The sequence below is a fragment of the Duganella sp. Root198D2 genome, assembly GCF_001428585.1.
Classification (GTDB): domain Bacteria; phylum Pseudomonadota; class Gammaproteobacteria; order Burkholderiales; family Burkholderiaceae_D; genus Rugamonas.
Genome location: NZ_LMIC01000026.1, coordinates 1 through 23,358 on the forward strand (window position 1 = coordinate 1; position 23,358 = coordinate 23,358).

The following is a 23,358-nucleotide window of genomic DNA, read 5'->3' on the forward strand; positions in this document are numbered from 1 at the left end:
CCAGGACGTTGATAGGTCAGGTGTGGAAGTGCAGTAATGCATTAAGCTAACTGATACTAATTGCCCGTACGGCTTGTCCCTATAACCTTGCCGGTTATATAGCACTTGCCTGTGTTTGAGATACCCACTTTACTTCTTCCAGATTGCGCATCGTGTTCAGCGAACACGGTGCTACAAGTTATGCCTGATGACCATAGCAAGTCGGTCCCACCCCTTCCCATCCCGAACAGGACCGTGAAACGACTTTGCGCCGATGATAGTGCTGCAACCAGTGTGAAAGTAGGTTATCGTCAGGCTCTTATTAGAAAAGCCCGCTAGGCATGTGCCAGCGGGCTTTTTGCTTTGCGGCATGTTATATTTTCAGCATGCCTGCGCTCTCCCACTCCTACCGTTACGCCTTTGCTTCTGGTCTTTCAGATGCCGGCCGGCCGCACCTGACATTAGCCACTTCAAATGCGGACCAGCGTCCGCATTTCTTCGAGGGCCGATTGCTGCAACCCCGGCTCGCTTCCGAGCTGCTCACCGCGGTGCACCTGATCGTTGGTTCGCGCTTTTTCCTGCCGGCGAATTCGTTGGCGAAAGTGCTGCGCCTGGCCGATCCAGTGGTCACCTGCGGAGAAGGGGCACTGCGGTTTGAAGGCTTCTCCGGGTGTTGCAGCACCTATATCCGCGCCGACTTTTTGCAGGATGCATATGACGGCGACATACTCGCCAAAGGCACTACCAACGTTGACTTCAACGCGCCGATGCGCGCTGCGCTGGCGCGCGTGCGCGACAGCGAGGGAATGGACCTGTCGGTGGGCGCCGATGGCGTGACCATCAACTCCGTGACGGAGTCCAAAGTCGAATTGCCGCTGCGTTGGTTGCGCGGCATGCTGGAGGTGCAGTCCTACCAGGCTGGCATGCGCTTGCGGCACACGATGAGCGGCATGGAGGCGCTGCGATTCCTGCGCGCTTTACCGCGCAATGCGAATGGCCGGACACCTTTGTGGATCGTTGCAGGTCCAACGGGGCTGCGCATGACGGCGCAGCCATCCCATGATGGCGTACGCATGACGGACAGCTCGCGCCTGCGCGTGCTTGAAACGTTGGCGCCCAAGGCGAAGTCTGTTGCGCTTTACGCGGATGAGGCGCAGCAGTCCAGCGCCTGGGTGCTTGATTTTGGCCCGGCGCGCCTGACGCTGGCCCTGAGTGCGGAAACCTGGCGCGGATTTTCAGGCGAGGGACAGTCCCTGCGCGCCCTGCTGCGCGCTGCCGGCTCGAGCGCATTGTCGTCGGTGCGGGCGCAGCTGAACTGGCAGGCGGCGCTTGATCCGGCTGCGATTGCGGCGGCGCTGGCATTGCCGGCGGGGGAAGTTGCCGATGCGCTGCGCGTGCTCGGTGCGACAGGGCTGGTTGGCTTTGACGTGGCGGCAAACAGCTATTTCCATCGCGTGTTGCCATTCGACCTGGCACTGGTGGACGATTTGAATCCCCGCCTTGCGGCGGCACGAGAACTATTGGAGCGGCAAGCGGTGAAAATTCTCAGCAATGATCCGGTCGAGGCACAGGTGGGTGAGCACCGCGTGCGTGAAGTGGGGCAGGAAATGCAGTGCACCTGTCCGTGGTTTGCCAAATACCAGGGTGCGCGCGGACCATGCAAACACGTCCTGGCGGTGGAGGCGACGCGATGAGCTTCCAGCCTGCCAATGAACTGGAGACACTGATTTACGCCGGCGACGGCGATGCAGTTCTGGCCCACCTCGAAGGCAGGTCGGCAGAGGAGCGTTCTGCCCTGGCTGAACGTCTCGCGGCGGTCGCCGACTTGATGCATTACTGGTGGTGGAATCGTACCGTGCTCCACGATAGCTGGGGCATGCTCGCCACCGATGGCCAACGCGATGCCATTGCTATCGCGGCGTTGGCCTGTGCACCCGCGGATCAGGCTTCCCGCTACCGCCTGCCAGCTGATCGTGTGGTGGAGGTCGCAAAGCGCATAAGACCGTCAGGAATCGGTACACTTGCCCGTGACTTTGCTGCGAGGGGCCACATTGCTGCGGCATTGCAGCTCGCCGCTGAAGGCCTGTCGCCATACGCGCTTGACGAAGAAGGCGTGATGCAGCTGATCTCAATGCCGCGCTGGAATCATTACATGCGCGAATACCTGGTTGAGAACCGCGAGGCACTGCATCCAGTTCTGCTGAAGATTTTTGAGGTCGAAGGCAATAGCGAAGTCAATCTGGCCGGTATCGATAAATACTGCAAAACCGAGCAGACCTGGGCCTGGCACCTGTTGCAGGTCTGTGAGGATGGATGGTATTCACGCACCAAGCTCCTGGCGTGCTGTCTCGCTACCCTGGAGCGGGATTGGCCGCAATTCCGCGCAGGGTGGTTCTCGCGCTTTCATGACCAGCTCGCGCCGTCGGCGGAAGAAATGACGCCTCATGCCGCGTGTTACCTCGGCATGCTGCAAAGCCGGATCCCACCGACGGTCACGCTGGCACTGAAGGCTTGTACCAAGCTGTTCGACAAGAAAGTGTTGGCGCAAAGCGCCTTGCTGGACGCGCTGCCGCAGGTGATGCTTTCCGCCGTGAAGGCTCAGGTCGCGGCGGCACTCAAAATGCTCGACTCCGTGGTCAAACGGGATCCTGCAAGTGCGCATGCGGCAGCGCACGTGGCCATTGGCGGCTTGCAGCATACGGATCCGGATTTGCAGCAGGCGATCCTGGAGCGCATTGAAAAGTGGGGCATGGACGCCGATGCCTGCGGGGCGCTGCAAGGAATGGCGCCTTTTGTCGCGGCAAGCATCAAGCCGAAGCTGGATGCGCTGGTCCTTGGTGAGCCTGTTCCTGCGGCAGCATTTTGGCAGGATATCGTCCTGCCGCCACGTGGCAAGCCAATGTCGGCGCTGGATCCCTCCCGGGCCCTGGCGGTGCCGGCTTCGCTCGATGACCTGGTGGCCATGTGTGCGCGGCTGATTGAAGACGAGAGCGATCTCGATCTGTTCGAAGTTGCTTTCGGCGCCTTGTTACGGGCCACTCCATTGTCGGACGATGACCGCCTGCGTTTCGCGCCGGTGCTGAAACGCGCGCGCAAAGTGAAGATGGACGTGTACGAAATGAAGGCCTGCGTATCGAGCGAGTTCGCGCGCCTGCTACTGCGCCTTGTTGCGGGCGAGCAGCGCGAACGGGCACACAATCGCGCGGGTGTGCTGGGCGTGCTGGCGGAGCGTTTCGAGGATGCGAGCCAATTCGACCTGGCGACGCATCGCGGCGGTTTCATCGACCCTGCCGTGTTGGTGCAGCGCGCGGGCGAACTCGGTGCTGGCGTGGCGCAGTTGCCACTACGCGTACAAGTGCGCGCATTGCTGCGCCTGGCCCCTTCGGACGATGCTGCAATACTGAAGGCAGCGGAAGGACTGCCGGTTACGCCGTTCAGCCAGGCCTTTTGCTACGCGCTGGGCGGGGAATGGCCACGTCAGCCGAATGAGGCGCTATGCCTCGCTGCCTCCCGCATCCGGCATCCTGGCGCGGACGATCCAATGGCTATATCGGGTTTTGGCGGCGGGCTGCCGGATGGCGCTGTAGTCGCACGGGTTGACCTGTATAACGAGCTGGTGAAATGGGAGGGCGGCGAATTTTTCCAGCCCCGGGCCACTGTGCCGGAGCCACAGCCAGCAGTCGATGACATCTTGCTTGCGCCGTATCGCTACCAGGGCTTCTGGAGCGACTCGGAGGCATTGATCCTGTTCGGCGCCGCGCTGTTCCCCTCCAGCCATGAAGCCGTGTATGCGGATGCCTTGCCCGGGCTGGCGCATAACCTGCAATACGCTGACGCGCAGTGGCATCATGGCGCGTGGGTGCGCCTGCTCGGCGACCCGGTAACGGAAATGACGCCGGCCGCGACGAAGACGCTGGCGCTTGCCCTGATGGGCAAGGATCCCGGCCGCCTTGCGCGCGCAGTCGACGCGTTCGTCGCCGCCAGCCTGGATGGGCGGCTGGACGTGGACGCGCTGGGGCGGGCCTTGCTCGAACTGATCCCGCTGGAGTACTTCATGGCAACGCGGCTTGCTGCAAGCCTGGCGATGTCGGCGGCGGCCGATCCCGCGATGCCGCCAGTGGTGCTGTCGTTGCTGGGACGACTGTGTGCCGTAGCGCCAGGCGGCGTGCCGCGCGACATGTCGAAGCTGCTGCAACTGATGCAGGAACTGGCACTGCAGTATAGCTTGCGCCCGCCCGCCGCGGACCTGGCTGCGCTGGAACGCCTGCCATTAAGCGGCAAAGCGCAAGCCGTCAGGCGCTCCTTGCTGGATGCTGTCGCGGCCGGACGTGCTTAGTGATCAAGCTCCCGCATGCAGCGTCAGGGTGAATTCGACGCCGCCATCGACATTGCGAACGGCGACGGTGCCGCCCATTTTGGCCATATAGGTTTTCACGACAAACAGGCCCTGGCCGCGGTTGGCGCCTTCTTCCTGTCCTGAGACGCCGTACTCGAAGACCTTGTCGATCAGCCCGGGTTCGATCGCTTCGCCCTGGTTGTGTATGGCCAGGCTGGCTGTGCGCTCGTCCGTCGAAAGCGTCATGATGATGGGCGTACCCGGCGTGCGGTGGCGGTTGGCGTTGTTCAGGATGTGGGTCACCACGTCCTCCAGCGAATAAGGATCGGCGCGCACCATGGCCGGAGTGCCGCCGCCGTAGCTCACGTCATCAATGCCGACGCAGTGGGCGTTGGCCGCCACATCGCGCAGGAAGGCGTCGAGGTCGAGGGTTTCGAGCTGCAGCGTGGTGGATTGGAAGGCCTCGCTCGGCGAGGCCTGTCCGTACAGCACGCGCACTGCCTGCTGCATGCGGTGGATATAGCGCCCGCTCGGGTCATGCTCGCCGCCGTGCAGCGCCATCAGCGACTGCAATGGCGACATGATTTCGTGGCCGACTGCATGCCACATATCGCGTTCCTGTTCGGCGCGAATCGCTTCCTTTTCCACATCTTCGCGCACGCGGCGCAGCAGGTCGTGCAGGCAATTCGCCAGCACGCCCAATTCATCGCGGCCGCGCAGGTCCGACAGGTCGAATTCATCGAGCGCACCGGCAGTCTTGACAGAGCGCGCCACCTTGTCTGCGCGCCTGGTGAGGATGCTGATCGGGCGGATGATACCTGCTTCCACCACCAGCCATGCCACCAGCAGTGCGCCAAGGATGGCGCCCACGAACCATGACACGCGGGTGGCGACTACGCTTAAAGTGTCGCTGACGCTGCGGGCATCGCCGCTCAATTCGATCTCGAAGTTGCCAAGTGGCGTTGGCACGCTGGTACGGGTTAGCAGTGCCTTGACGGTGGTGTCGACTGGCAGGTGGCGCACCAGGGTAAGCAGGGCGTGCCAGCTTTGGTCGCTATTGCTGCTGGCGGCCGACAGGGACAGCACTTCCTTGCCTTGCCCGGTGCGGATACGCAGGGTCTCGCCAGGCAACAGAAGCGACTCCAGGTCGCGCAGCGAGAACAGCGGCGTGGCCTGGTCGCGGGTGGTGTCCAGCAGGGCGGGGCCGCCGCGCGGCGGCAGTACTGCTACGCTGACATTGATGTTTGCCAGGTCCTCCGGCGGCCAGGTCGGCTTGGTCTTGGCGAACAGCGCATCCTGCAGCACACCGACCGGCAACCGGACCGAGAAGAAGGTGCTGTGCGTGCAATCGGGGGCGGCATCCGGCGCGCATACCGGGCTTTGCCAGATCCAGCCACGGAAGTCCTTCACCGGGCGGGCGTGCGGCTGGCCGGCGTCGGCGGCGGTGTACCCGGTCAGGCGTCCGCGTATGCCGCCGCTGGCGGGGTCACCGGTTTGCTCAAAAGGAGCGATCCAGTGGTATTCCTGGCCGCGCAGGCTCACCTTCACATCGACGCGGTGCGACTGGTCGATCGATTCTTCGCGCAGCGGGTGCGCTGCAAGCGGCGGGGAATGAAAAGTTCCGGCGACATAAACAAAGCCGCCGGCCCAGGGATTGTTGCCAATGCCGACGCACAGCGTGCCTTTGTCGCCGTATTGCGCGGCGCAGCCGGCCATGGAGATGGCTTGCTGGACTTTGGCCTGGTCGTCGAAGTCCAGCGCGGCATAGGGCAGCAGTACCGGATGCAGGCCGGGACCCTGGCCGGCGGCGGGATTCAGCAGGGCGAGCTGGCCGGTTGGATGGCGCAGCGTTGCGGCGATCTGTTCGCGCGTCTTGTAGAAGGAGTTCTCGTAAGCCTGGTAGCTGAGCTGCTTTTCCTGCTGCAGCACCGAGACTGCCAGCCCCACCGTCGCGATGGCCAGAAGCGGAAAGGCCATGCGCAAAACGATGCGCAGGCGGTACGGCGTCAACAGGGAGAAGGGATTCATGCCTGGTCGGTCCAGCGGAAGCCGCGCATCGGGATGTTTTCGATGCACTCGAAGGCCGGATCGATTTCGCGGAAGGCGTCGCGGATGGTGCTCACATGCTTGCGGATATTGTCGCGGTTGCGGCCACTCTTCACCACTTCAAACAGGTCTTCATAAGATACCACCTGGCCGCGCCGTTCGAACAGGGCCGCCAGGATGCGCTGCGCCGTCAGCGGCAGGTTGATGCGCTGGCCGCGCCAGGTCGGCGTACGCTGGCGCAGCGGATCCATCGCCAGCTCGCTCGCTGGCGCGGCGGCGGGCTTGCTGTCCCTGGCTGCGCGCAGGATTTCAAGGAAAGTGTCGATGAAATCGGCTTCTTCAAAGGTGGTCTTTTGCAGGTAGTCCCAGGCATCCAGCGCCTTCATGATCGAACGGTAGATGGCGGCCGGCATGGCCGATACCACCAATACCGGCGTTGCATGCCGCTTGTTGATGGCGTTGATGATCGCAACGCCGGCATGGCGTTCGCGACCCAGTTCGATGTCCAGCACCACCAGGTCGTAGCGTTCGCGGGCAATGGCCGCCTCGGCGTCGTCGCGATTGAACCACTGGTCGACCTGGATGCCGGGGCGGGCCGCGGCGATCCAGCCGGCGAGCTGGTTGCTGGTGGGGAGATCGTCTTCAATGATAGCTACACGGGTCATGCGTGAAGTATTACCCAAAAGGCGGGAAATCGGCGTGAATTTTTCTTCACAGGGCGGAAGGGAGAGGGCCGGCGGCAGCATTGAACGTTCGCGGGGGTTGGCGGGAAGATTGCTGTACCGGCGCCGTGCCGGGCCAAACCACCAGAAAGGCAATCATCATGAACAACCGGATCAGTACGATGCTGCAGGCGATTCGCTCGACGCTCGGCCGTGCTGCCAGCAGCATTCATTTTCCTTCCGGCGCCCGCAAAGGCGTCGTGTTGCTCGCCGTGACCGGCGCCGCCGCTTACGGTTTGTACCAGTTCCCTCCAATGCGCACGGTTGGCCGCGGCGAAGTGGCGGTACGTACCAATAACCTGACCGGCGATACTTCGATTGTGCGTGAAGGCCTGGCGCTGGACCTGCCTGGCATCCATGAACTGCGCCTGCTGTCGCTGCGCGACCAGACTTACCGTCCTGCCGCTGCCGGCGAAACCCCGTTCCAGTCCGGCGAAGGCCTGTCGCTGGGCCTGGACATATCGGTGCGCTATGGCCTGGACCAGGCACACCTGGCACTGTTCGCCGCCAAGCTGCCGGCCGATATCTCGCGCGACGTGGTGGCGCCCGACGTGGAAGGCGTGATCTACAAGATCCTGACGCGCTACACCGTGCGTGAAATCTTCTCCTCCAAGCGCGCTGAAATCCAGCAGTCCATCGAGGCCGAACTGAAACCCAAGCTGGCAGCCGACGGCCTTGCGCTGCGCAGCGTCACCATCGGCAAGGTCGTGCTGCCGGAAGATTTCAAGGCCGGCATGGAGAAACTGCTGGCCGAAGAGCTGGCATCCGAAAAAATGCGCTATACGCTGGAACTGAAGGAAAAGCTGGTGCGCCAGACCGCGCTGGAAGCCGAGGCCGAAAAAGTGGCGCGTGAAAAAGCCGCCGAAGCCGCCGCCTCCGAGCAGGTAATCGCCGCCAGGGCGCAGGAAGAAGCCATGCGCCATGTGCTCCCGTTCAAGGAGAAGCAAGTGAAGCAGCGCGAGCTGGAGGCGGAAGCTGAAAAGACCGCCCGTATCAAGACCTCGGAAGGTAATGCCCAGGCGCGCATCATCGAAGCTTCCGGCGAGGCGGATTCGCGCCGCAAGCTGGCGGACGCCGAAGCCTATCGCCAGGAACTGGTGGGCAAGATCGCCAGCGCCCAGATGGAGCGCGACGGCGAGTTGCTGAGCAAGCACCCGCTGCTGATCCAGAAGACCATGGCCGACAAGCTGTCGGACAAGGTGTCGGTCATTATCGCACCGCCGCCGGCCGATGGCGGTTTCATTGGCTCGACGCTGGTTGGCGCGCCAAAGACCGCGCACACCGAGCGCATTGCCGCCAACTCCGGGGAATAACCATGGCTGTTCCGATGCTTGCCGCCACCGTGGCCCTGGCCATCGTCACCCAGGACCAACTGCCGCTGCGCGCGGCGCCGCGTGAATCGGCCCAGGCCCAGGCGGTGCTGTGGCAGGGCGACGCGCTGGAGGTGCGCGGCACCCGCGGCGATTTCCTGCAGGTGTACGACCATCGCCGCGAACGCGCCGGGTATGTGCGCGCAGCGCGCGTGCGCCAGGTCAATTTACAGCCTGGCGCCGCACCGGAGCTGCTGGCCGTGATGCGCTTCCTGCGCGACACGCCGGGCGCCGAAGCGCTGGGCATCAGCTATGGCGCTGCCTACCTGAAGGCAGCGGCGCCGCAAGCAATCGACGCCGAACCGTTCGATGCCATCGGCAGCATGGCTGAAAGGCTGGCGGCGCGCGCCTCTTCCAAACTGGCACCGCAGGCCGAGACCGCGTTGGCCGCCCATCTGGAGGTGGTGGCCAGCTATGGCGTGGCAATGCGCAGCTACGAGAATGACGGCAAAGTCCGGGTGTGCTACGACGGCGACGCCTTCCGCCGGGTGCTGGCTGCCGCGGCAAGCGCCGAGCAGCGCTACCGGGCCGCTCTGGCGCTGAGCAACGGCGCCTGCATCGACCCGGCGCTGGGCGTGCTGCAGCGCGCCGAGCATGACCGCTGGCGTGCCGAGCTGCTCGACACGGTGGACCTGGCGCGCCTGCCGGAACATATGAAGAACCGTATCCATATGCGGCGCGCGGCAGTCTGGTCGAGCGTGGCCTTCCAGCGTGCGCGCAAGGGCGAGGATGCGGCGCCGGCAGCCGGCCGCGCCGAACAGGCGCTGGCGGCAGTCAACAAGCAGGAGCTGGCGGACGAGGACAATGCCGCCTATGCGGAAGCGGGCGTGCGCGTCGGCGCCGTGCGCTGGGCATTGGAGCCGGTGCCGGCGCCAGGCAAGACGGCGCCCCAGCTTGCAGTTACCGCGGCGCCGGGCCGGCCGGGGGAAACTTGCGTGACCCTGCAGGGCGGCGGCAAGCAGCTCGCCAGCCGTTGCACCTGGGGCGTAGCCTGGACGGCCTCTGCACGCGTGCATCCGCAAGGCACGGCGCTGGCGCTGGCGGTGCAGCCGCTGGACGGCTGGCGCGAGATGTGGGTGTTCCGCCGCCTGGGCGAAAGCTGGGTGGTGGACGTGCTGCCGCCGGCCTCCAGCGATCCCGACATCGGCTATGCGGAATTCGCGGGCTGGGTACCCGGCACCGCCAAGATGCTGGCGGCGCGGGAAGTGCGCACCGAGGGCAAGTTCCGCCGCAGCTTCGAACTGCTGGATATGGCGACGCTGGCCACTGAGCGCGGCGCCGACAGGCCGGAATCGCTGTCCACTTTCTACAAGTGGCAGGACCCGGCCTGGAAACGGCAGACGGTCAGCTTGCGCTGATTACTGCGGCTTGTAGGTCACCTTCAGGTTGTAGTTCCCGGCGCTGTAGCCGTTCAGCATGACGTAGACATCGCCGTTTGCCGTAACGCTGGTGCTGCAGGTCTCGGTTGCCGTGGAGCCGTCCGACTTGCAGCTATAGCTGCTGGTGGTCGGCAAGGAGCCCTTGCGCACGTAGAGGTCAATGTCGCCGGTGCCGGTGGTTTCGGCCTTGAAGGTGCCGACGCCGGCCTTGAATGGGCCGAAGGTCTTCTTCTGGTTCTGCGTCAGGCTGCCGGTAAAGGTTTCCACAGTGTCCGGCTTGACGATGACAGGGCCGTCGCTGCCCAGTTCCACCGCATACGCGGCAGCCAGCTTGGCAAACTTCAGTGCATGGTCGGACTGGTTGCCCGAATTGGCGTAAGTGTCGTTGGCGGTGTGGATGTAAGGATTATCTTCGCCCATCAGCGTCTCGAACGGTATCGAAGCCGGGAATCCCTGGTTCTGCCACGAGGCATGGTCGGAGCAGGCGTAGCCGCAGGAACTGTAGCCCACGGTGACGGTCGGCAGGTAGTTCGACATCAGTGAAGCCAGGAAGGTGTTCTGCTGGCTGTCGGTGTAGTCGGTATAGATCCAGACGTCCTTGGCCGAGCCGCGGTAGTTGGTCATATCGAGCTGGATCACGCCGACAACGTTGATGTTGTTGGCCTTGAAGTTGGCGGCGATATCCTTGGAGCCGAGCAGGCCGGCTTCCTCCGCTGCGTAGCCCATGATCTTGATGGTGCGGCGCGGCTTGTAGCCGGAAGCGATCATGGCGCGCACCGCTTCGGTCAGGCTGGCGATGCCGGAGGCGTCGTCGTCGGCGCCCGGCGAGCGCGAGGTCTCGCCATTGCCGCTCATGTTGATGCTATCGAGGTGGCCGCCCATGACAATGACTTCCGAACCATTGTCGGTGCCGTTGATGGTCATGATCACGGACTTCTGGTTGTAGCCCGAGTGCGTGAACTGGCTCACGCTGATATCGCTGCGGCCGGCTGCCATGCTGGTCCACTTCTGCGCCAGCCAGTTGGAGGCATTGGCGCCGTTGGTCGTGCGGTAGTAGCGGTTCGCAAAGTTCGACAGGTCGATGATGGTCTGCTCGATGTTCGACGCCTGCATCGTCGGCAGGATGCCGTTGACGGTGGTCTGGTTGTCGATCGCGTAGCTGGGGCGGGTCACGGCCAATGCGAGCGGCTGCACGGTGCCAGCCTTGGACAGCGCCTGCAGCCCTTCCTGTTCGCTGGAGTGCACGATGAATCCACCGCAGCGCTTCAGTTCCTTGTGGATGGCGGCCGACAGTTTCAGCATGGTTTCTTCGTCGACCTGCACCAGGTGGACTTTCTCCTTGCCCAGGCCTTGCTTGCTCTGCTTCGCGATGGCCTGCGGCGCAGCGGCTTGCAATTTGGCATACGCCGCGTCGCCAAGGGTGATCCAGGTGGGGGCTGCATTTGCTGCGCTGGCTGCCAAGAGTCCTGCTGCCAGTACGACCGGTGTGAATCTCTTCATGTCCGCTCCTTTGCGCAAAAAAAATGCACCCGGGGCGGGTGCATTTGTCAAAAATATTAGCAGATTAGTGCTTGCGCGCGATTGTGTACCAATTTGATTTGTCTCAACTGTCGCGGAAATGCCGCGCACATCATGGAAGTGTGCACTTTTCTTCCGCGGAGGTAGACCATGAAAGCGCAACTGCTGGCCGCATGTGCGGCCATATTCCTGACCGCCTGCACTGGAAAGGGCAGCAACGGCGGCATGCCTGCACCGCAATTTGCCGCCGAAGTCACCCGCACCAGCTACGGGGTGGCGCATATCCAGGCCAAGGATTTTGCCGGTGTCGGCTATGGCCTCGCCTATTCCTTCGCCGAAGACAATATCTGCATGCTGGCCGACAGTTTCCTGACGGTGCGCGGCGAACGTTCGCGTTACTTTGGTGCGGAAGCCCGCGCCACCCGGCCCCGCAACGGCGAGTATGGCGCTGCCCTCGACTTCATGGATTTGCGCAATGAGGACAGCGACTTCTTTTTCAAAGGCTACCTGGATATCGAGAAGCTGCGGGCCGGCTATGCCGCCGGTTCCAGCGAAATCCGGCAACTGCTGCGCGGTTATGCCGCCGGCTACAACCGCTACCTGCGCGAGCACGGCGGGCGCCTGCCCGAAGCTTGCAGCAAGGCGGCCTGGGTCAAGCCGATCGGTACAGACGATGTGATGCTGCTGATCGCTGAGAAGGCGCTGCATGCCACCGGCGAAGTATTCGCCGCCGAGATCGTCGCAGCCGCGCGCGACGTGAGCGGCAATGCCAGCCTGGCGCTGCGGGCCGGGCCGCTGGATGCCCTGCCGTCCAGTGAGCCTTTCCTGCTGCCCACCCAGGGCGCCATGGCCAGCAACGCACTGGCAATCGGCAAGGAAGCCAGCAGCAATGGGCGCGGCATCCTGCTCGGAAATCCGCACTATCCCTGGACCAGTACCGACCGTTTCTATCAGCTGCATGTCACCGTGCCGGGCAGTTACGATGCCATGGGCGTCAGCCTGGGCGGCTTGCCGCTGGTGGTGATAGGCTTCAACAAGGACCTGGCCTGGACCCATACCGTGACCAAGGCCGTGCACTTCACGACGTTTCGCCTGGCACGCGATGCTTCCGATCCGATGCGCTATGTAGTCGACGGCGTGCCGCAATGGCTGGAAACCCGAACCGCGGCAATCGATGTGCTGCAGGCGAACGGCAGCTTGCTGAAGAAAAGCAAGGCCTTCTACTTCAGCAAGCTTGGTGCGGTGATGGCAGTGCCGGGAAGTCCGCAAGGACCGGGCGGCCTGCTGGTGCTGGGCGACCCGAATCGCAACAATACGCGTTCGATGGAGCAGTGGCTCGCCATCGGCCGTGCCGGCAGCGTGCAGGAACTGAAGATGCAGCTCGGGCGCCTGGTCGGCCTGCCCTGGGTGAATACGGTGGCGGCGGACCGGAACGGGGGCGCCTTTTACGCCGATGCCAGCGTCGTGCCGCACCAGAGCGCCGACAAATTCGGCGGCGACTGCCTGCTGCTGGCGAGCTTGCTGATGTTCGATGGCTCGCGCGCTTCCTGCGCCTGGGGGCGTGACGACGACGGCACGCCGGACGGTATTTTCGGCGGCACCAATGCGCCAAGCCTGCAGCGCGCAGACTATGTTGCAAATTCCAACGATGGGTATTGGCTCACCAATGCGCGGCATTTGCTGCTTGGGCCGGCGCCGCTTGGCTACTCGCCCTTGTACGGCCCGGTGGGCGTGGCGCAGCACCTGCGCACGCGCAGCGCCTTTATCGGCATCGAGGACATGCTGGCGCAGCGCGGGCAAGTGGGGCCGCAGGACCTGCAGGCGCTGCTGTTCGCCAACCGCATCCTGGCGGCAGAGCTGGTGCTGCCGGAACTGCTCCCGGCCTGCATGGCTAGCCCCGACGCCGTGCTGCTGAAGGCATGCGCCGCCCTGGCAGCGTGGGACCGCAAGGCGGAACTGGATAGCCGCGGCGCCGTGCTGTTCCGCGAATTCTGGAACAGCGCAGCCAGGTTGCCTGGGATCTGGGCGCTGGCATTCGATGCTGCCGATCCCCTGCATTCACCGCGTGGCGTGGCGCCGGCGGCGGTACCGGCCATGCTGGCAGCACTGAATGACGCGGCCTTGCGCCTGCGGCAGCTTGGCGTGCCGTTCGACGGGCGCCTGGCCGATTTCCAGGTAGAGCCCCGCAATGGCCAGCGCTTTCCGATCCACGGTGCGATCGGCGACATCGATGGCAGTTATAACTCGATCCACATGGCCGGCACGCTGGGAGCATCGGGCTACGAACGCGTGACGTGGGGCACCAGCTATATCCATCTGGTCAGCTTCGATGAAAACGGGCCGCAGGCGCGCGGCCTGCTGGTCTACGGCCAGTCGACCGATCCGCGTTCGGCGCACTATGCCGACCAGCTGCCGCTGTACGCGGAAAAACGCCTGCCCTTGCTGCCTTTTTCCGCATCCGCCATTGCCGCCGACCCGGCGCGCCGGATCAGGCAATTGCAAGAATAGTGATGTAGTGCAACTACGCACGCCGCGCTTGCCAGTCACTGGGCATGGGCATACGATTGGCGCATGAGCTCACAGCGCATCCAGCCGCCGGCGCTGCTCTTTATCGAGGGCGACCTCACGATCCGGCGCGTGCAGGAACTGAAAGACGTGCTGCTGGCACGCCTGGCGCAGTCGCAGGCGCTGGAAGTGGACCTGGCGGGCGTCACGGAGATCGATACCGCAGGCGCCCAGCTCCTGCTGATGGCGCGCCGCGCCGCGCAAGCCAGCCGGAAAGAGCTGCGTCTGGGCGCTTGCAGCCCGGCCGTGGCCGCGCTGTTCGCGTTGCTGCGCATCGAATAGGAAGGCAGGCGCCATGGACCTGGACGAAGGCTTGCAGGCGTTTGTCACCGAGGCGGGGGAATTGCTGGCTGAAATGGAGGCCGGCTTGCTGAAGCTGGGCGAGCCTGCCGCGCGCGAGGAGGCCGTCAATGCCATCTTCCGCGCCGCCCACACCATCAAAGGGACGGCCGGCCTGTTCGGGCTGGACTACATCGTGCTGTTCACCCATGCGGTCGAAAGCGTGCTGGAAGAGGTGCGCAATGGCGCGCAGCCGCTCGATGACGACCTGCTCGCGCTGTTGCTGGAGTGCGCGGACCAGATTGGAGCCATGGTGGGCGATGTCGAGCGGGGCGGGCGAGGCGAGCTTGGTGAGCGGTGCCGCCCGCAACTGGATGCCCTGCATGCCTACCTCGCCCCGGCGCCGGCCTTGGGCGAGACGGCTCTGCCGCCGGTTTTCGGTGCCGGGATCGAGGCCGGCGAGAGCGGCTTCTGGCTGGTATCGCTGGAATTCGGCCGCGACGTGTTCCGCCACGGGATGGACCCGGCATCCTTCATTGCCTATCTCGGCCGCCTGGGACGGATTGTCGCACTGGCCACGGTGGACGGTGGCTTGCCGCCGCCGGAGCAGATGGATCCGCAAAGCTGCTACCTCGGATTTGAAATCGTGCTGGAGACAGTTTCCAACGCCGAAGAAATCAGCAAGGTGTTCGAATTTTTGCACGATGAATGCACTTTGCGACTGCTGCCGCCCGGCAGCAGCAATGACGACTTCCAGCGCCTGGCCAATATTCTGCCGCTGCATGGCGACGCTATTGCGGGCGTCCTGCAGGCCAGCGGCCTCGGTTCGGTGGTGCCGCAGGCGGTGGCAGCGCAGCTGGCAGGGCCTGAAGCTGGCGCGGTGGCGGCCAAGCCGAACGAGAGCCGCACCATCCGCGTCGATGCCGAGCGCCTGGGGCACCTGATTACGCTGGTGGGAGAACTGATCATCGCCAGTGCACGCACCCAGATGATCGGCAGCCGCCATAAGGACGCCGACCTGCAGGACAGTACTTCTGCCTTGGCTGAGCTGGTCGAACAGGTGCGCGACAGCGCCCTGCAACTGCGGATGGTGAAGATCGGCGCCACGTTCAACCGTTTCCAGCGGGTGGTGCACGATGTGGCGCGCGAAATCGGAAAGGACATCCGCCTGGTCCTGAGCGGCGAAGACGTGGAACTGGACAAGACCCTGGTGGAACGCATTGGCGACCCCCTGACCCACCTGGTGCGCAACGCCATCGACCACGGCATTGAGCCGCCCGAAGTACGGCGCCAGCGCGGCAAACCGCTGCAAGGTACGGTATTCCTGAACGCCTTTCACGACTCGGGCAGCATCGTGATCGAGGTCGGCGACGACGGCGGCGGCCTGCAGCGCGAACGCATCATCGCCACTGCCATCGAACGCGGCCTGCTCGATGCGGAGCACAAGGTCAGCGACAGCGAAGTGTTCGGGCTGATATTCGAGCCGGGATTTTCCACCGCCAGCACGGTGACCAGCCTGTCGGGGCGCGGCGTCGGCATGGACGTGGTCAAGCGCAATATCGAGGCGCTGCGCGGCAGCATCACCATCGACAGCGAGGCTGGCCGCGGCACCACGGTGCGCGTACGCCTGCCGCTGACGCTTGCGATCATGGACTGCATGCTGGTGACGGTAGGCAGCTCGCGCTTCGCCATCCCGCTCGGTACGATAGAAGAATGCGTGGAGTACGAGCGCGAGGGCCGGCGTGGCTTCGCCGACCTGCGCGGCGAAGTGCTGCCGACAGTCGCCCTGCGCCAGCTGTTCCGCCTGCAAGGCTCCGCCCCCCGCCGCGAAAGCGTGCTGGTGGTGCGGCATGCCGGCCAGCGCGCGGGGCTGGTGGTGGATAGCCTGCAGGGGCAATGCCAGGCCGTGATCAAGCCGCTCAGTCCTGTGTTCAGCGGCATCTCCTGCCTGAGCGGATCAACGGTACTGGGCAGCGGCGATGTGGCTTTAATCCTGGACATACCGGCACTGCTCAAACAACTACAGGCAAGACAGGCTGGCAACCTGGCAGCATAGGAGCGAGACGATGCAGCGAAAACTGACAGTTGGGATACGCCTTGGCCTGCTGGTCGGGGTGCTGGTACTGATGATGGCCGGTATCGGTTATGCCGGCATGCGCGGCATGGAATTCAGCAATGCGCGCTTGAAGGCAACCTACGAAGACCGGACGGTGGCCTTGATCTACCTTGGCAAGGTCAATGAATACACGCTGCGCACCCGCCACCGCATGGTGATGACAGCTGCCGCCGGCAGCCTGGCCGAGGTGGAGGCGGCCCAGCAAGGCGACGCCTCGCACCAGGAGCTGATCCGCAAGAACTGGAACGCGTACCTGGCCACTTTCCTGACCCGGGAAGAACAGCAGTTGGTCGCGCAGTACACGGCGGCCTGGAATACCTGGCAGGATTTGCGCAGTGCCGTCATCCTGAAGGCGCGTGCCGGCAAGTTCAAGGAGGCGTTGGAAGAGGCGCGCGGCGCCGACGTGCCGTTCCGGGCCGTGTTGGCCGCCATGGGCAAACTGATCGACTTGCAGGAGCGGGTGGCGCGTGAGGAATACGAGTCGGCCATGGCGCAAACCGCGGCCACGATGCGCACCAACGCCATGCTGCTGGGCGGCGGCCTGCTGGCCGGTATCGCACTGTCGGCCTGGATGATACGCGGCTTGTTGCGCCAGTTAGGCGGCGAGCCGGATTATGCCGCCCACATCGTGCAAGAGGTCGCGCTGGGCAACCTGGCGGTGCAAATCAGCCTGAGAAAAGGGGATAAGGGTAGCTTGCTGGCGTCGATGAAGCAGATGGTGGACAAGCTGTCCGGCGTCGCATCGGAGGTAAGTAACGGGGCGCTGGCGCTGGCGGCTGCCTCGGAGGAGGTCAGCGCCACGGCGCAGTCGCTGTCGCAGGCGGCCAGCGAGCAGGCTGCCAGTGTCGAAGAAACCAGCGCCTCGGTGGAAGAGATGAGTGCCTCGATCGGCCAGAACACGGACAATGCGCGGATTACCGACACCACTGCCTCCAAAGCGGCCGGCGAGGCCGGGGAGAGCGGCGCAGCGGTGCGCAGCACGGTGAGCGCCATGCGCGATATCGCCAAGCGCATCGTGATCATCGACGATATCGCCTACCAGACCAATTTGCTGGCGCTGAACGCCGCCATCGAAGCGGCGCGCGCCGGCGAGCATGGGCGCGGCTTTGCCGTCGTGGCGGCGGAAGTTCGGAAGCTGGCCGAGCGCAGCCAGGTGGCGGCGCAGGAAATCGGCGACCTGGCCTGCGACAGCGTGCAGGTGGCAGAGCGGGCCGGCGGATTGCTCGACGCCATGGTGCCGGCGATCCAGCAGACTTCGCGCCTGGTGCAGGAGATTGCAGCCGCGTCGATAGAGCAGGCTTCCGGAGTGGGGCAGATCAATATGGCAATGGGGCAGTTGAGCCAAACCACGCAGCAAAATGCTGCCGGTGCGGAAGAACTGGCCTCCACTGCTGAGGAAATGAGCAGCCAGGCGGAGGAATTGCAGCAGCTGGTACGCTTCTTCCGAGTCGCGCAGGATGAGGCGCCGCGGCGCAACGTTGAAACGAAGCCTCCCGCCAGCCAGCGCGCCTCGCTGCGCCGCCTGTCCCGGGTGCCGACGCTGGATGAAAGCAACTTCACACGATTTTGAGGGCAGGGCATGGATGCTGAGCACCAGTACCTGAGTTTCCGCCTGGGCGAGGAAACGTTTGGGCTGGGCATACTTGCGGTGCGCGAGATCATCGAGTACGGTGGCGTGACCGACGTGCCGATGATGCCGCCCTGCGTGCGCGGGGTGATCAACTTGCGCGGCGCCGTGGTGCCGGTGCTGGACCTGGCTGCGCGTTTCGGGCGCGCGCCAGGCGTGATTGGACGGCGCAGCTGCATCGTCATCGTAGAAAGCGGGATGCCGCCCGAGCAGCAGGTGCTAGGCTTGCAGGTCGACGCGGTGAATGCGGTGCTCGACATCGATGCCGGGCAAATCGCGCCGCCGCCCAGTTTTGGCGCGGGGCTGCGCAATGATTTCATCACCGGCATCGGCAAGGTCAGTGGAAAGTTTCTTATCCTGGTCAACCTGGAGGCAGTGCTGAACGTGCCGGAAATCGCTGCAATGGCGGGGGATGTGAATTGATGCAGCCAGTGGCTCCTCTGACGGACCGCGAGTTCGTGCAATTCCAGCGTTTCATCCACGAAGCGGCGGGGATTTCCCTGTCGGACGCCAAAAAACCGCTGGTGTCCGGGCGGCTGGCCAAACGCCTGCATCACCTGCAGTTCAGTAGCTACGACTCCTATTTCCAGTTGATCAGCAGCGGCGCTGCACCGGAGGAAACCCAGATTGCCATCGACCTGCTGACCACCAACGAAACCTACTTCTTCCGCGAAGCCCGCCATTTCGAGCATTTGCGCTCCGTACTGAAAGAACGCAGGCAGCGCAGCGAACCGTTCCGGGCCTGGAGCGCGGCCTGCTCTACAGGGGAAGAGCCGTATTCGATCGCCATGGTGCTGGCCGACCTGTTGCCGCCACAAGGATGGGAGGTGCTGGCCTCCGATATCAGCGCGCGCGTGCTGGAGACGGCGCGCCAGGGCCACTACCCGATGATGCGCGCGGCCCACGTGCCCCAGGAATACCTGCGCCGGTTCTGCCTGAAGGGCATCGATGCCGAGGATGGCACGCTGCTGGTATCGCGCGTGCTGCGCGAATGCGTGGAGTTCGCCCAGGTCAACCTGAATGCGGCGCACCTGCCGGCGCTGGGCAAGTTCGACGTCATTTTTTTGCGCAATGTGCTGATCTATTTTGACGGCGAAACCAAGCGCCGTGTGACGCAGCGCGTGCTTGAATTCCTGCGTCCGGGAGGACACCTGTATATCGGCCACGCGGAAAGCCTGCACGATATGGGACTTCCGGTGCGCAGCATTGCGCCGGCAATCTATCGCAAGGAATGATATGGAAACGGGCGCCGTTTTCGAGGTCTACCTGCTGCCCGGTGAGTACTTCGTTGGCGATGCGCGTTACCGCATCCGTACCGTGCTCGGTTCCTGCGTGTCGATCACCCTTTGGCACCGGCGCTTGCGCATCGGCGCCATGTCGCACTTCCTGCTTTCGGAGCGCGAATCGGGGCCCGATGCAGAGCGGGCGGCCGGGTTGAGCGGCCGCTATGGCAACGATGCAATGCAATTGATGGTGGCGCAGCTGCAGGAACGCGGGGTACTTGTGCGTGAGTGCGAAGCGAAGGTGTTCGGCGGCGGCACCATGTTTCCATCGATCGAAGCGGGGCGGCAACCGGGTATCGGCCACCGTAACGGCATGGCTGCTGAAAAGCTGCTGTCGGAGTACGGCGTTCCCGTCGTGTCGGAGAGCCTGTTCGGCATTGGGCACCGGCATATCCTGTTCGACGTGGCCACGGGCGACGTCTGGGTACGCCAGGGGGAAAAGGGAGGCGCATGAAGCAGATCAAGGTCATGGTGGTGGACGATTCGGCGGTAGTGCGGCAAGTGCTGAGCGGCCTGCTGGGGCGCGAGCCGGACATGAAAGTTACGTACGCCGTGGCCGATCCGATCCTTGCCTGGGAGCGCATGCGCCTGCAGTGGCCGGACGTGGTGGTGCTGGATGTTGAAATGCCGCGCATGGATGGCATCACCTTCCTGCGCAAGATCATGGCCGAACGCCCGACACCGGTCGTCATCTGCTCCTCGCTGACGGAAAAGAGCACCCGCACCTCAATGGAGGCGCTGGCCGCCGGCGCGGTTGCCGTGGTAGGCAAGCCCAGGCTCGACCCGCGGCAGTCGCTGCACGATGGCTGCGAGGAGCTGGTAGCCGCCGTGCGCAGTGCGGCCCAAGCGCGGCTGCAGTCAATTTCCGGCGGCCGTCCAGCTGCACCGCCTGTGGTGCCATCGGCCAAACTCAGCGCGGACGCCATCCTGCCCCCGGCGGTGGAGGGCGCGCTGCCGGCCCGCGGCAACGGGCGCGTGGTGGCCTTGGGTACGTCGACCGGCGGCACGCAGGCGCTGGAACGGGTACTGGCCGAGCTGACGCCTGCTGTGCCGGGCATCGTCATTGTGCAGCATATGCCGGAGCAGTTCACCGCCGCATTCGCCGAGCGCCTGAATGGACTGTGCCGGATCGAAGTGAGGGAGGCGCGCAACAACGACCCCGTCCGCTCAGGCCATGCGCTGATTGCCCCCGGCGGGCGCCATATGCTGTTGCGGCGCGGCCCATCCCAGTATTTCGTTGAGGTGGTTGACGGGCCTTTGGTCAATCGCCACCGGCCCTCGGTGGACGTGTTGTTCCGCTCCGTCGCGAAGTGTGCCGGCGCCAGTGCGCTCGGCATCATCATGACCGGCATGGGCGACGATGGCGCAGCAGGCCTGCTGGAAATGCGCCAGGCCGGCGCCCGCACGCTGGCGCAGGACGAACAGAGTTGCGTGGTGTACGGCATGCCGCGTGAAGCTGTGAAGCGCGGCGCTGCAGAGCGCAGCGTCGCGCTGGATGCAATCAGCCGCGAAATCCTGCAATATGGCGGTATGGAACGGAGGACGAATGAAGGACTTTAGCGCAAGCACGGCCTTGATCGTTGAAGATAGCGCGGTGCAACGCGAGCACGTTGCGGCGCTGTTGCGCCAGATTGGCTTCGGCACCGTCCTGATCGCGAATGACGGTATCAATGCTTTGCGCACGCTGGAGCAGCTGGCCGCTCCGGTGGACCTGGTGCTGACCGACCTCGACATGCCGGGCATGGATGGCGTGGAGCTGATCCAGCAGCTGGAAAAGCGACGCTGGGCCGCCAACCTCATTGCCGCCTCCGCTAACCAGCCCCGCCTGTTGGAAGCGGCAAGCAGCCTGCCGTCGGGCAGTGCGATGCGCCTGCTATCCACCATGCCCAAGCCGGTGCGCCTGGAAGCGCTGCAGGGGTTGCTGCACGATGCCTCGATGCTGGCGCTGGCTGAGCTGGAGCAGGGTGTGGCGCCCGAGATCCCGAATATCACTGAAATCGAAGCCGGGTTGGCGGCTGCGGAATTCATGCCCTTATATGCACCGCGCGTCGCCCTTGATAGCGGCCGGATGGTGGGTATTGCCGTCCAGGGATGTTGGCGTCGTCCAGGGCGTCCCCCGATGGACGTTGCCAGCCTGCTGCCGGTGCTGGCTGGCGACAGTGAAACGATAGGCGCCATTTTGCTGGCGCTGGCGACCCAGGCCGCGGCTGACTTGCACGGGTGGCAGGAAATGGGGCTGTCGGCGATCAAACTTTCGCTCCCGCTGCCGGCCGAATTGCTGGAAGACCTGGGGGAACTGGGGCGGCTGGTGGCCGGCATCCAGGCCCAGGACGTCAAGCCGGGCAGCGTATGCTGGGAAATCAGTGAAGCGGTGATTGCGGCCTGCGAGCCGGAATTGCTGCACAATATTGGCCGCCTTAGCTTGCGCGGCTACGGCATCGGTGCCGTCCACTGCGGCCGCTACGAGGCAAAAACGCGCGACTTTGCCTCTTTTCCGCTGTCGGAGATTTCAATCGATCCCTTGTTCGTGCACGAAGCAGCCCAGCGCAGCCACCGCCGGCCGCTATTTGAAAGCTTGCTGGCCATGGCCGGCAAGCTTGGCGTGCCGGCTTGCGCCGACGGCATCGAAAACGTCGAGGACTGGGCACTGATGCGTGAAATGGGCTGCGGCACGGGGCAGGGGCCACTGGTTGCCGCCCCGATGGCAGGGAGCGAATTCGTCGAATGGTATAAGGATAGCCGCCAGCGCCTGCGCGACTGTGCCGGACACCGGCTCAGTGACGCGGCGCCTCCAGCGGCAGGGACAGGGTAAAGCAGGTGCCGCGGCCCTCCTCGCTGCGAACTGTAATGCGGCCACCCAGGATATCGGACACGATGCTGTGCACGATATGCAGGCCGAGGCCTGAGCCGCCCACCCCCATCTTGGTAGTAAAGAAGGGGTCGAAGATGCGCTCCTGGTTGCCGGCGCTGATGCCATTGCCGTTGTCGCGTACATGCAGTGCGATCCACTCGGGCTTTTCATACTCCGCTACCAGTTCCACTTTACCCTCGCTGCGGCCGTCGAAGGCATGCATAAGGGCGTTGTTCACCAGGTTGGCGATCACCTGGCCGAGGGGGCCGGGGTAGCTGTCCATCATCAGCTCATCCGGTACGGACTGCTGCACTTCGAATGGAGTACGCCTGATCGATGGCAGCAGCGTCAGTACATTGCCCGACACCACTTCCGACAGCAGGAAGGTGCGGCGCTGGGTGCTGGTCTGGTCCACCGCCACCTGTTTGAAGTTGGTGACCAGGTCGGCGGCCCGCTGCAGGTTGCGCATCAGGATCTCGGTCGTGGTGCAGGCATTATCCAGATAGCCGACCAGCTCGGAGCGGCGCATATTCTCGCCCTTGGTGAAGTGCTCGCGAATCTCGCCGGTCTGCGCCTCGAATGTACTGGCTACCATCAGGCTATTGCCGATCGGGGTATTCAGTTCATGTGCGATGCCGGCCACCAGCGAGCCGAGCGCCGCCAGCTTTTCGTGGTGCACCAGGTCTTCCTGGGCGCGCGCCAGCGATTGGTATGCCTGTTTCAGTTCACTGTTCGCCCGGCGCAGGGCGATGTGGGTATTGATGCGGGCCAGCACTTCCTCAACCTGGAACGGTTTGGTGATGTAATCGACGCCGCCGACGGCGAAGCCGCTGACAATTTGTTTGGCATCGCTCAGTCCCGTCATGAAGATGACCGGGACATCGCGCGTGTCGGCATCCGCTTTCAGGCGTCGGCAGGCCTCGAAGCCATCCAGGCCAGGCATGACAATATCAAGCAGGATCAGGTCCGGCTCGGCCAACGCCGCCCGCATCATGCCTTCGCGCGCATCGTGGGCCAGAACTACCAGGAAGCCGTGGTGGCTCAGGTGATCGAGCAGGGCGAGCAGCAAAGTCGGCGAATCGTCGACGACCAGGACTGTTGGCCGGCGCAGAATTTGTTTAGATGGCATCCCAAACCTTTTTCACATGTGGCCCTTGTCAGAGTGAATCTGGCTTGCTATAGTTCTGTCCCTCGCAACGCAGTGCTGACAAAACAGCAGAGCGAAACGAGAAAAAGAAGGGGTTGACGAGCTGCACGCTGTACCGCATAATCTCGCTTCTCTGCTGC

At 64.0% G+C, this 23,358-nt stretch carries 17 protein-coding genes and 2 rRNA genes; 15 read left to right on the forward strand and 4 right to left on the reverse strand.

What is annotated here, in order from left to right; translation table 11 throughout:
• From ASE26_RS19660 to ASE26_RS19675, 4 genes are all read left to right on the forward strand, one after another.
• Positions 1-81: ribosomal RNA gene (locus ASE26_RS19660) — 23S ribosomal RNA — on the forward strand; the annotation flags it as partial.
• Positions 82-183: 102 nt separating this feature from the next.
• Positions 184-296 (forward strand): 5S ribosomal RNA (gene rrf, locus ASE26_RS19665).
• Between the two features lie 192 nt (positions 297-488).
• A complete protein-coding gene (locus tag ASE26_RS19670) occupies positions 489-1,673 on the forward strand; it encodes an SWIM zinc finger family protein (protein ID WP_055932026.1) in 1,185 nt (394 codons plus the stop codon).
• The gene (locus ASE26_RS19675) at positions 1,670-4,315 is read left to right on the forward strand and encodes a DUF6493 family protein (protein ID WP_055932029.1); all 2,646 of its coding nucleotides are present in this window, start codon (positions 1,670-1,672) and stop codon (positions 4,313-4,315) included. Before ASE26_RS19670 ends, ASE26_RS19675 begins: the two co-directional genes overlap by 4 nt.
• Before the next feature lie 3 nt (positions 4,316-4,318).
• Here ASE26_RS19675 and ASE26_RS19680 read toward each other — a convergent pair whose 3' ends face one another.
• Together ASE26_RS19680 and ASE26_RS19685 are read right to left on the reverse strand one after the other, a co-directional pair.
• A complete protein-coding gene (locus tag ASE26_RS19680; protein ID WP_055932031.1) occupies positions 4,319-6,343 on the reverse strand; it encodes a HAMP domain-containing sensor histidine kinase in 2,025 nt (674 codons plus the stop codon).
• Positions 6,340-7,026 carry a response regulator transcription factor gene (locus ASE26_RS19685; protein ID WP_057246797.1) on the reverse strand — a complete coding sequence of 229 codons (687 nt, stop codon included), beginning with the start codon at positions 7,024-7,026 and terminating at the stop codon, positions 6,340-6,342. Before ASE26_RS19685 ends, ASE26_RS19680 begins: the two co-directional genes overlap by 4 nt.
• A gap of 158 nt (positions 7,027-7,184) precedes the next feature.
• Here ASE26_RS19685 and ASE26_RS19690 point away from each other — a divergent pair, with 158 nt between their 5' ends.
• Together ASE26_RS19690 and ASE26_RS19695 are read left to right on the forward strand one after the other, a co-directional pair.
• Positions 7,185-8,396 carry an SPFH domain-containing protein gene (locus ASE26_RS19690; protein WP_055932038.1) on the forward strand — a complete coding sequence of 404 codons (1,212 nt, stop codon included), beginning with the start codon at positions 7,185-7,187 and terminating at the stop codon, positions 8,394-8,396.
• Between the two features lie 2 nt (positions 8,397-8,398).
• Positions 8,399-9,811: a hypothetical protein gene (locus ASE26_RS19695; protein WP_055932040.1), complete on the forward strand. Its 1,413-nt coding sequence runs from the start codon at positions 8,399-8,401 to the stop codon at positions 9,809-9,811.
• Here the strand turns inward: ASE26_RS19695 and ASE26_RS19700 are convergent, their stop codons facing one another.
• Positions 9,812-11,332 (reverse strand): M20/M25/M40 family metallo-hydrolase, encoded by a 1,521-nt coding sequence (locus ASE26_RS19700; protein ID WP_055932043.1) that lies wholly within the window; start codon positions 11,330-11,332, stop codon positions 9,812-9,814. It abuts the gene before it with no gap.
• Positions 11,333-11,500: 168 nt separating this feature from the next.
• Here ASE26_RS19700 and ASE26_RS19705 point away from each other — a divergent pair, with 168 nt between their 5' ends.
• From ASE26_RS19705 to ASE26_RS19745, 9 genes are all read left to right on the forward strand, one after another.
• Complete coding sequence (locus tag ASE26_RS19705) at positions 11,501-13,858, forward strand: penicillin acylase family protein (protein WP_055932046.1); 2,358 nt, start codon at positions 11,501-11,503, stop codon at positions 13,856-13,858.
• 63 nt (positions 13,859-13,921) lie between these two features.
• Entirely contained in the window at positions 13,922-14,197 is a 276-nt protein-coding gene (locus ASE26_RS19710; protein WP_055932049.1) for a lipid asymmetry maintenance protein MlaB, read from the forward strand.
• A 13-nt stretch (positions 14,198-14,210) separates the two neighbouring features.
• On the forward strand, positions 14,211-16,250 hold the full coding sequence (locus tag ASE26_RS19715; RefSeq protein ID WP_057246798.1) for a chemotaxis protein CheA: 2,040 nt from the start codon (positions 14,211-14,213) through the stop codon (positions 16,248-16,250).
• A gap of 10 nt (positions 16,251-16,260) precedes the next feature.
• Entirely contained in the window at positions 16,261-17,880 is a 1,620-nt protein-coding gene (locus tag ASE26_RS19720) for a methyl-accepting chemotaxis protein (protein ID WP_082591418.1), read from the forward strand.
• 9 nt (positions 17,881-17,889) lie between these two features.
• Entirely contained in the window at positions 17,890-18,360 is a 471-nt protein-coding gene (locus ASE26_RS19725) for a chemotaxis protein CheW (RefSeq protein ID WP_057246799.1), read from the forward strand.
• Positions 18,360-19,172, forward strand: coding sequence for a protein-glutamate O-methyltransferase CheR (locus ASE26_RS19730; protein ID WP_055932058.1), 813 nt, complete (start codon positions 18,360-18,362; stop codon positions 19,170-19,172). Before ASE26_RS19725 ends, ASE26_RS19730 begins: the two co-directional genes overlap by 1 nt.
• 1 nt (position 19,173) lies before the next feature.
• The gene (locus tag ASE26_RS19735) at positions 19,174-19,674 is read left to right on the forward strand and encodes a chemotaxis protein CheD (protein ID WP_057246800.1); all 501 of its coding nucleotides are present in this window, start codon (positions 19,174-19,176) and stop codon (positions 19,672-19,674) included.
• Positions 19,671-20,780: a chemotaxis response regulator protein-glutamate methylesterase gene (locus tag ASE26_RS19740; protein ID WP_055932064.1), complete on the forward strand. Its 1,110-nt coding sequence runs from the start codon at positions 19,671-19,673 to the stop codon at positions 20,778-20,780. Before ASE26_RS19735 ends, ASE26_RS19740 begins: the two co-directional genes overlap by 4 nt.
• Positions 20,767-22,032 (forward strand): EAL domain-containing protein, encoded by a 1,266-nt coding sequence (locus ASE26_RS19745; RefSeq protein WP_055932067.1) that lies wholly within the window; start codon positions 20,767-20,769, stop codon positions 22,030-22,032. The genes ASE26_RS19740 and ASE26_RS19745 overlap by 14 nt, the downstream gene beginning before the upstream one ends.
• Here ASE26_RS19745 and ASE26_RS19750 read toward each other — a convergent pair.
• Positions 21,995-23,200 carry a hybrid sensor histidine kinase/response regulator gene (locus ASE26_RS19750; protein WP_055932070.1) on the reverse strand — a complete coding sequence of 402 codons (1,206 nt, stop codon included), beginning with the start codon at positions 23,198-23,200 and terminating at the stop codon, positions 21,995-21,997. The two genes, ASE26_RS19745 and ASE26_RS19750, sit on opposite strands and share 38 nt — an antisense overlap.
• Between the last annotated feature and the right edge of the window lie 158 nt (positions 23,201-23,358).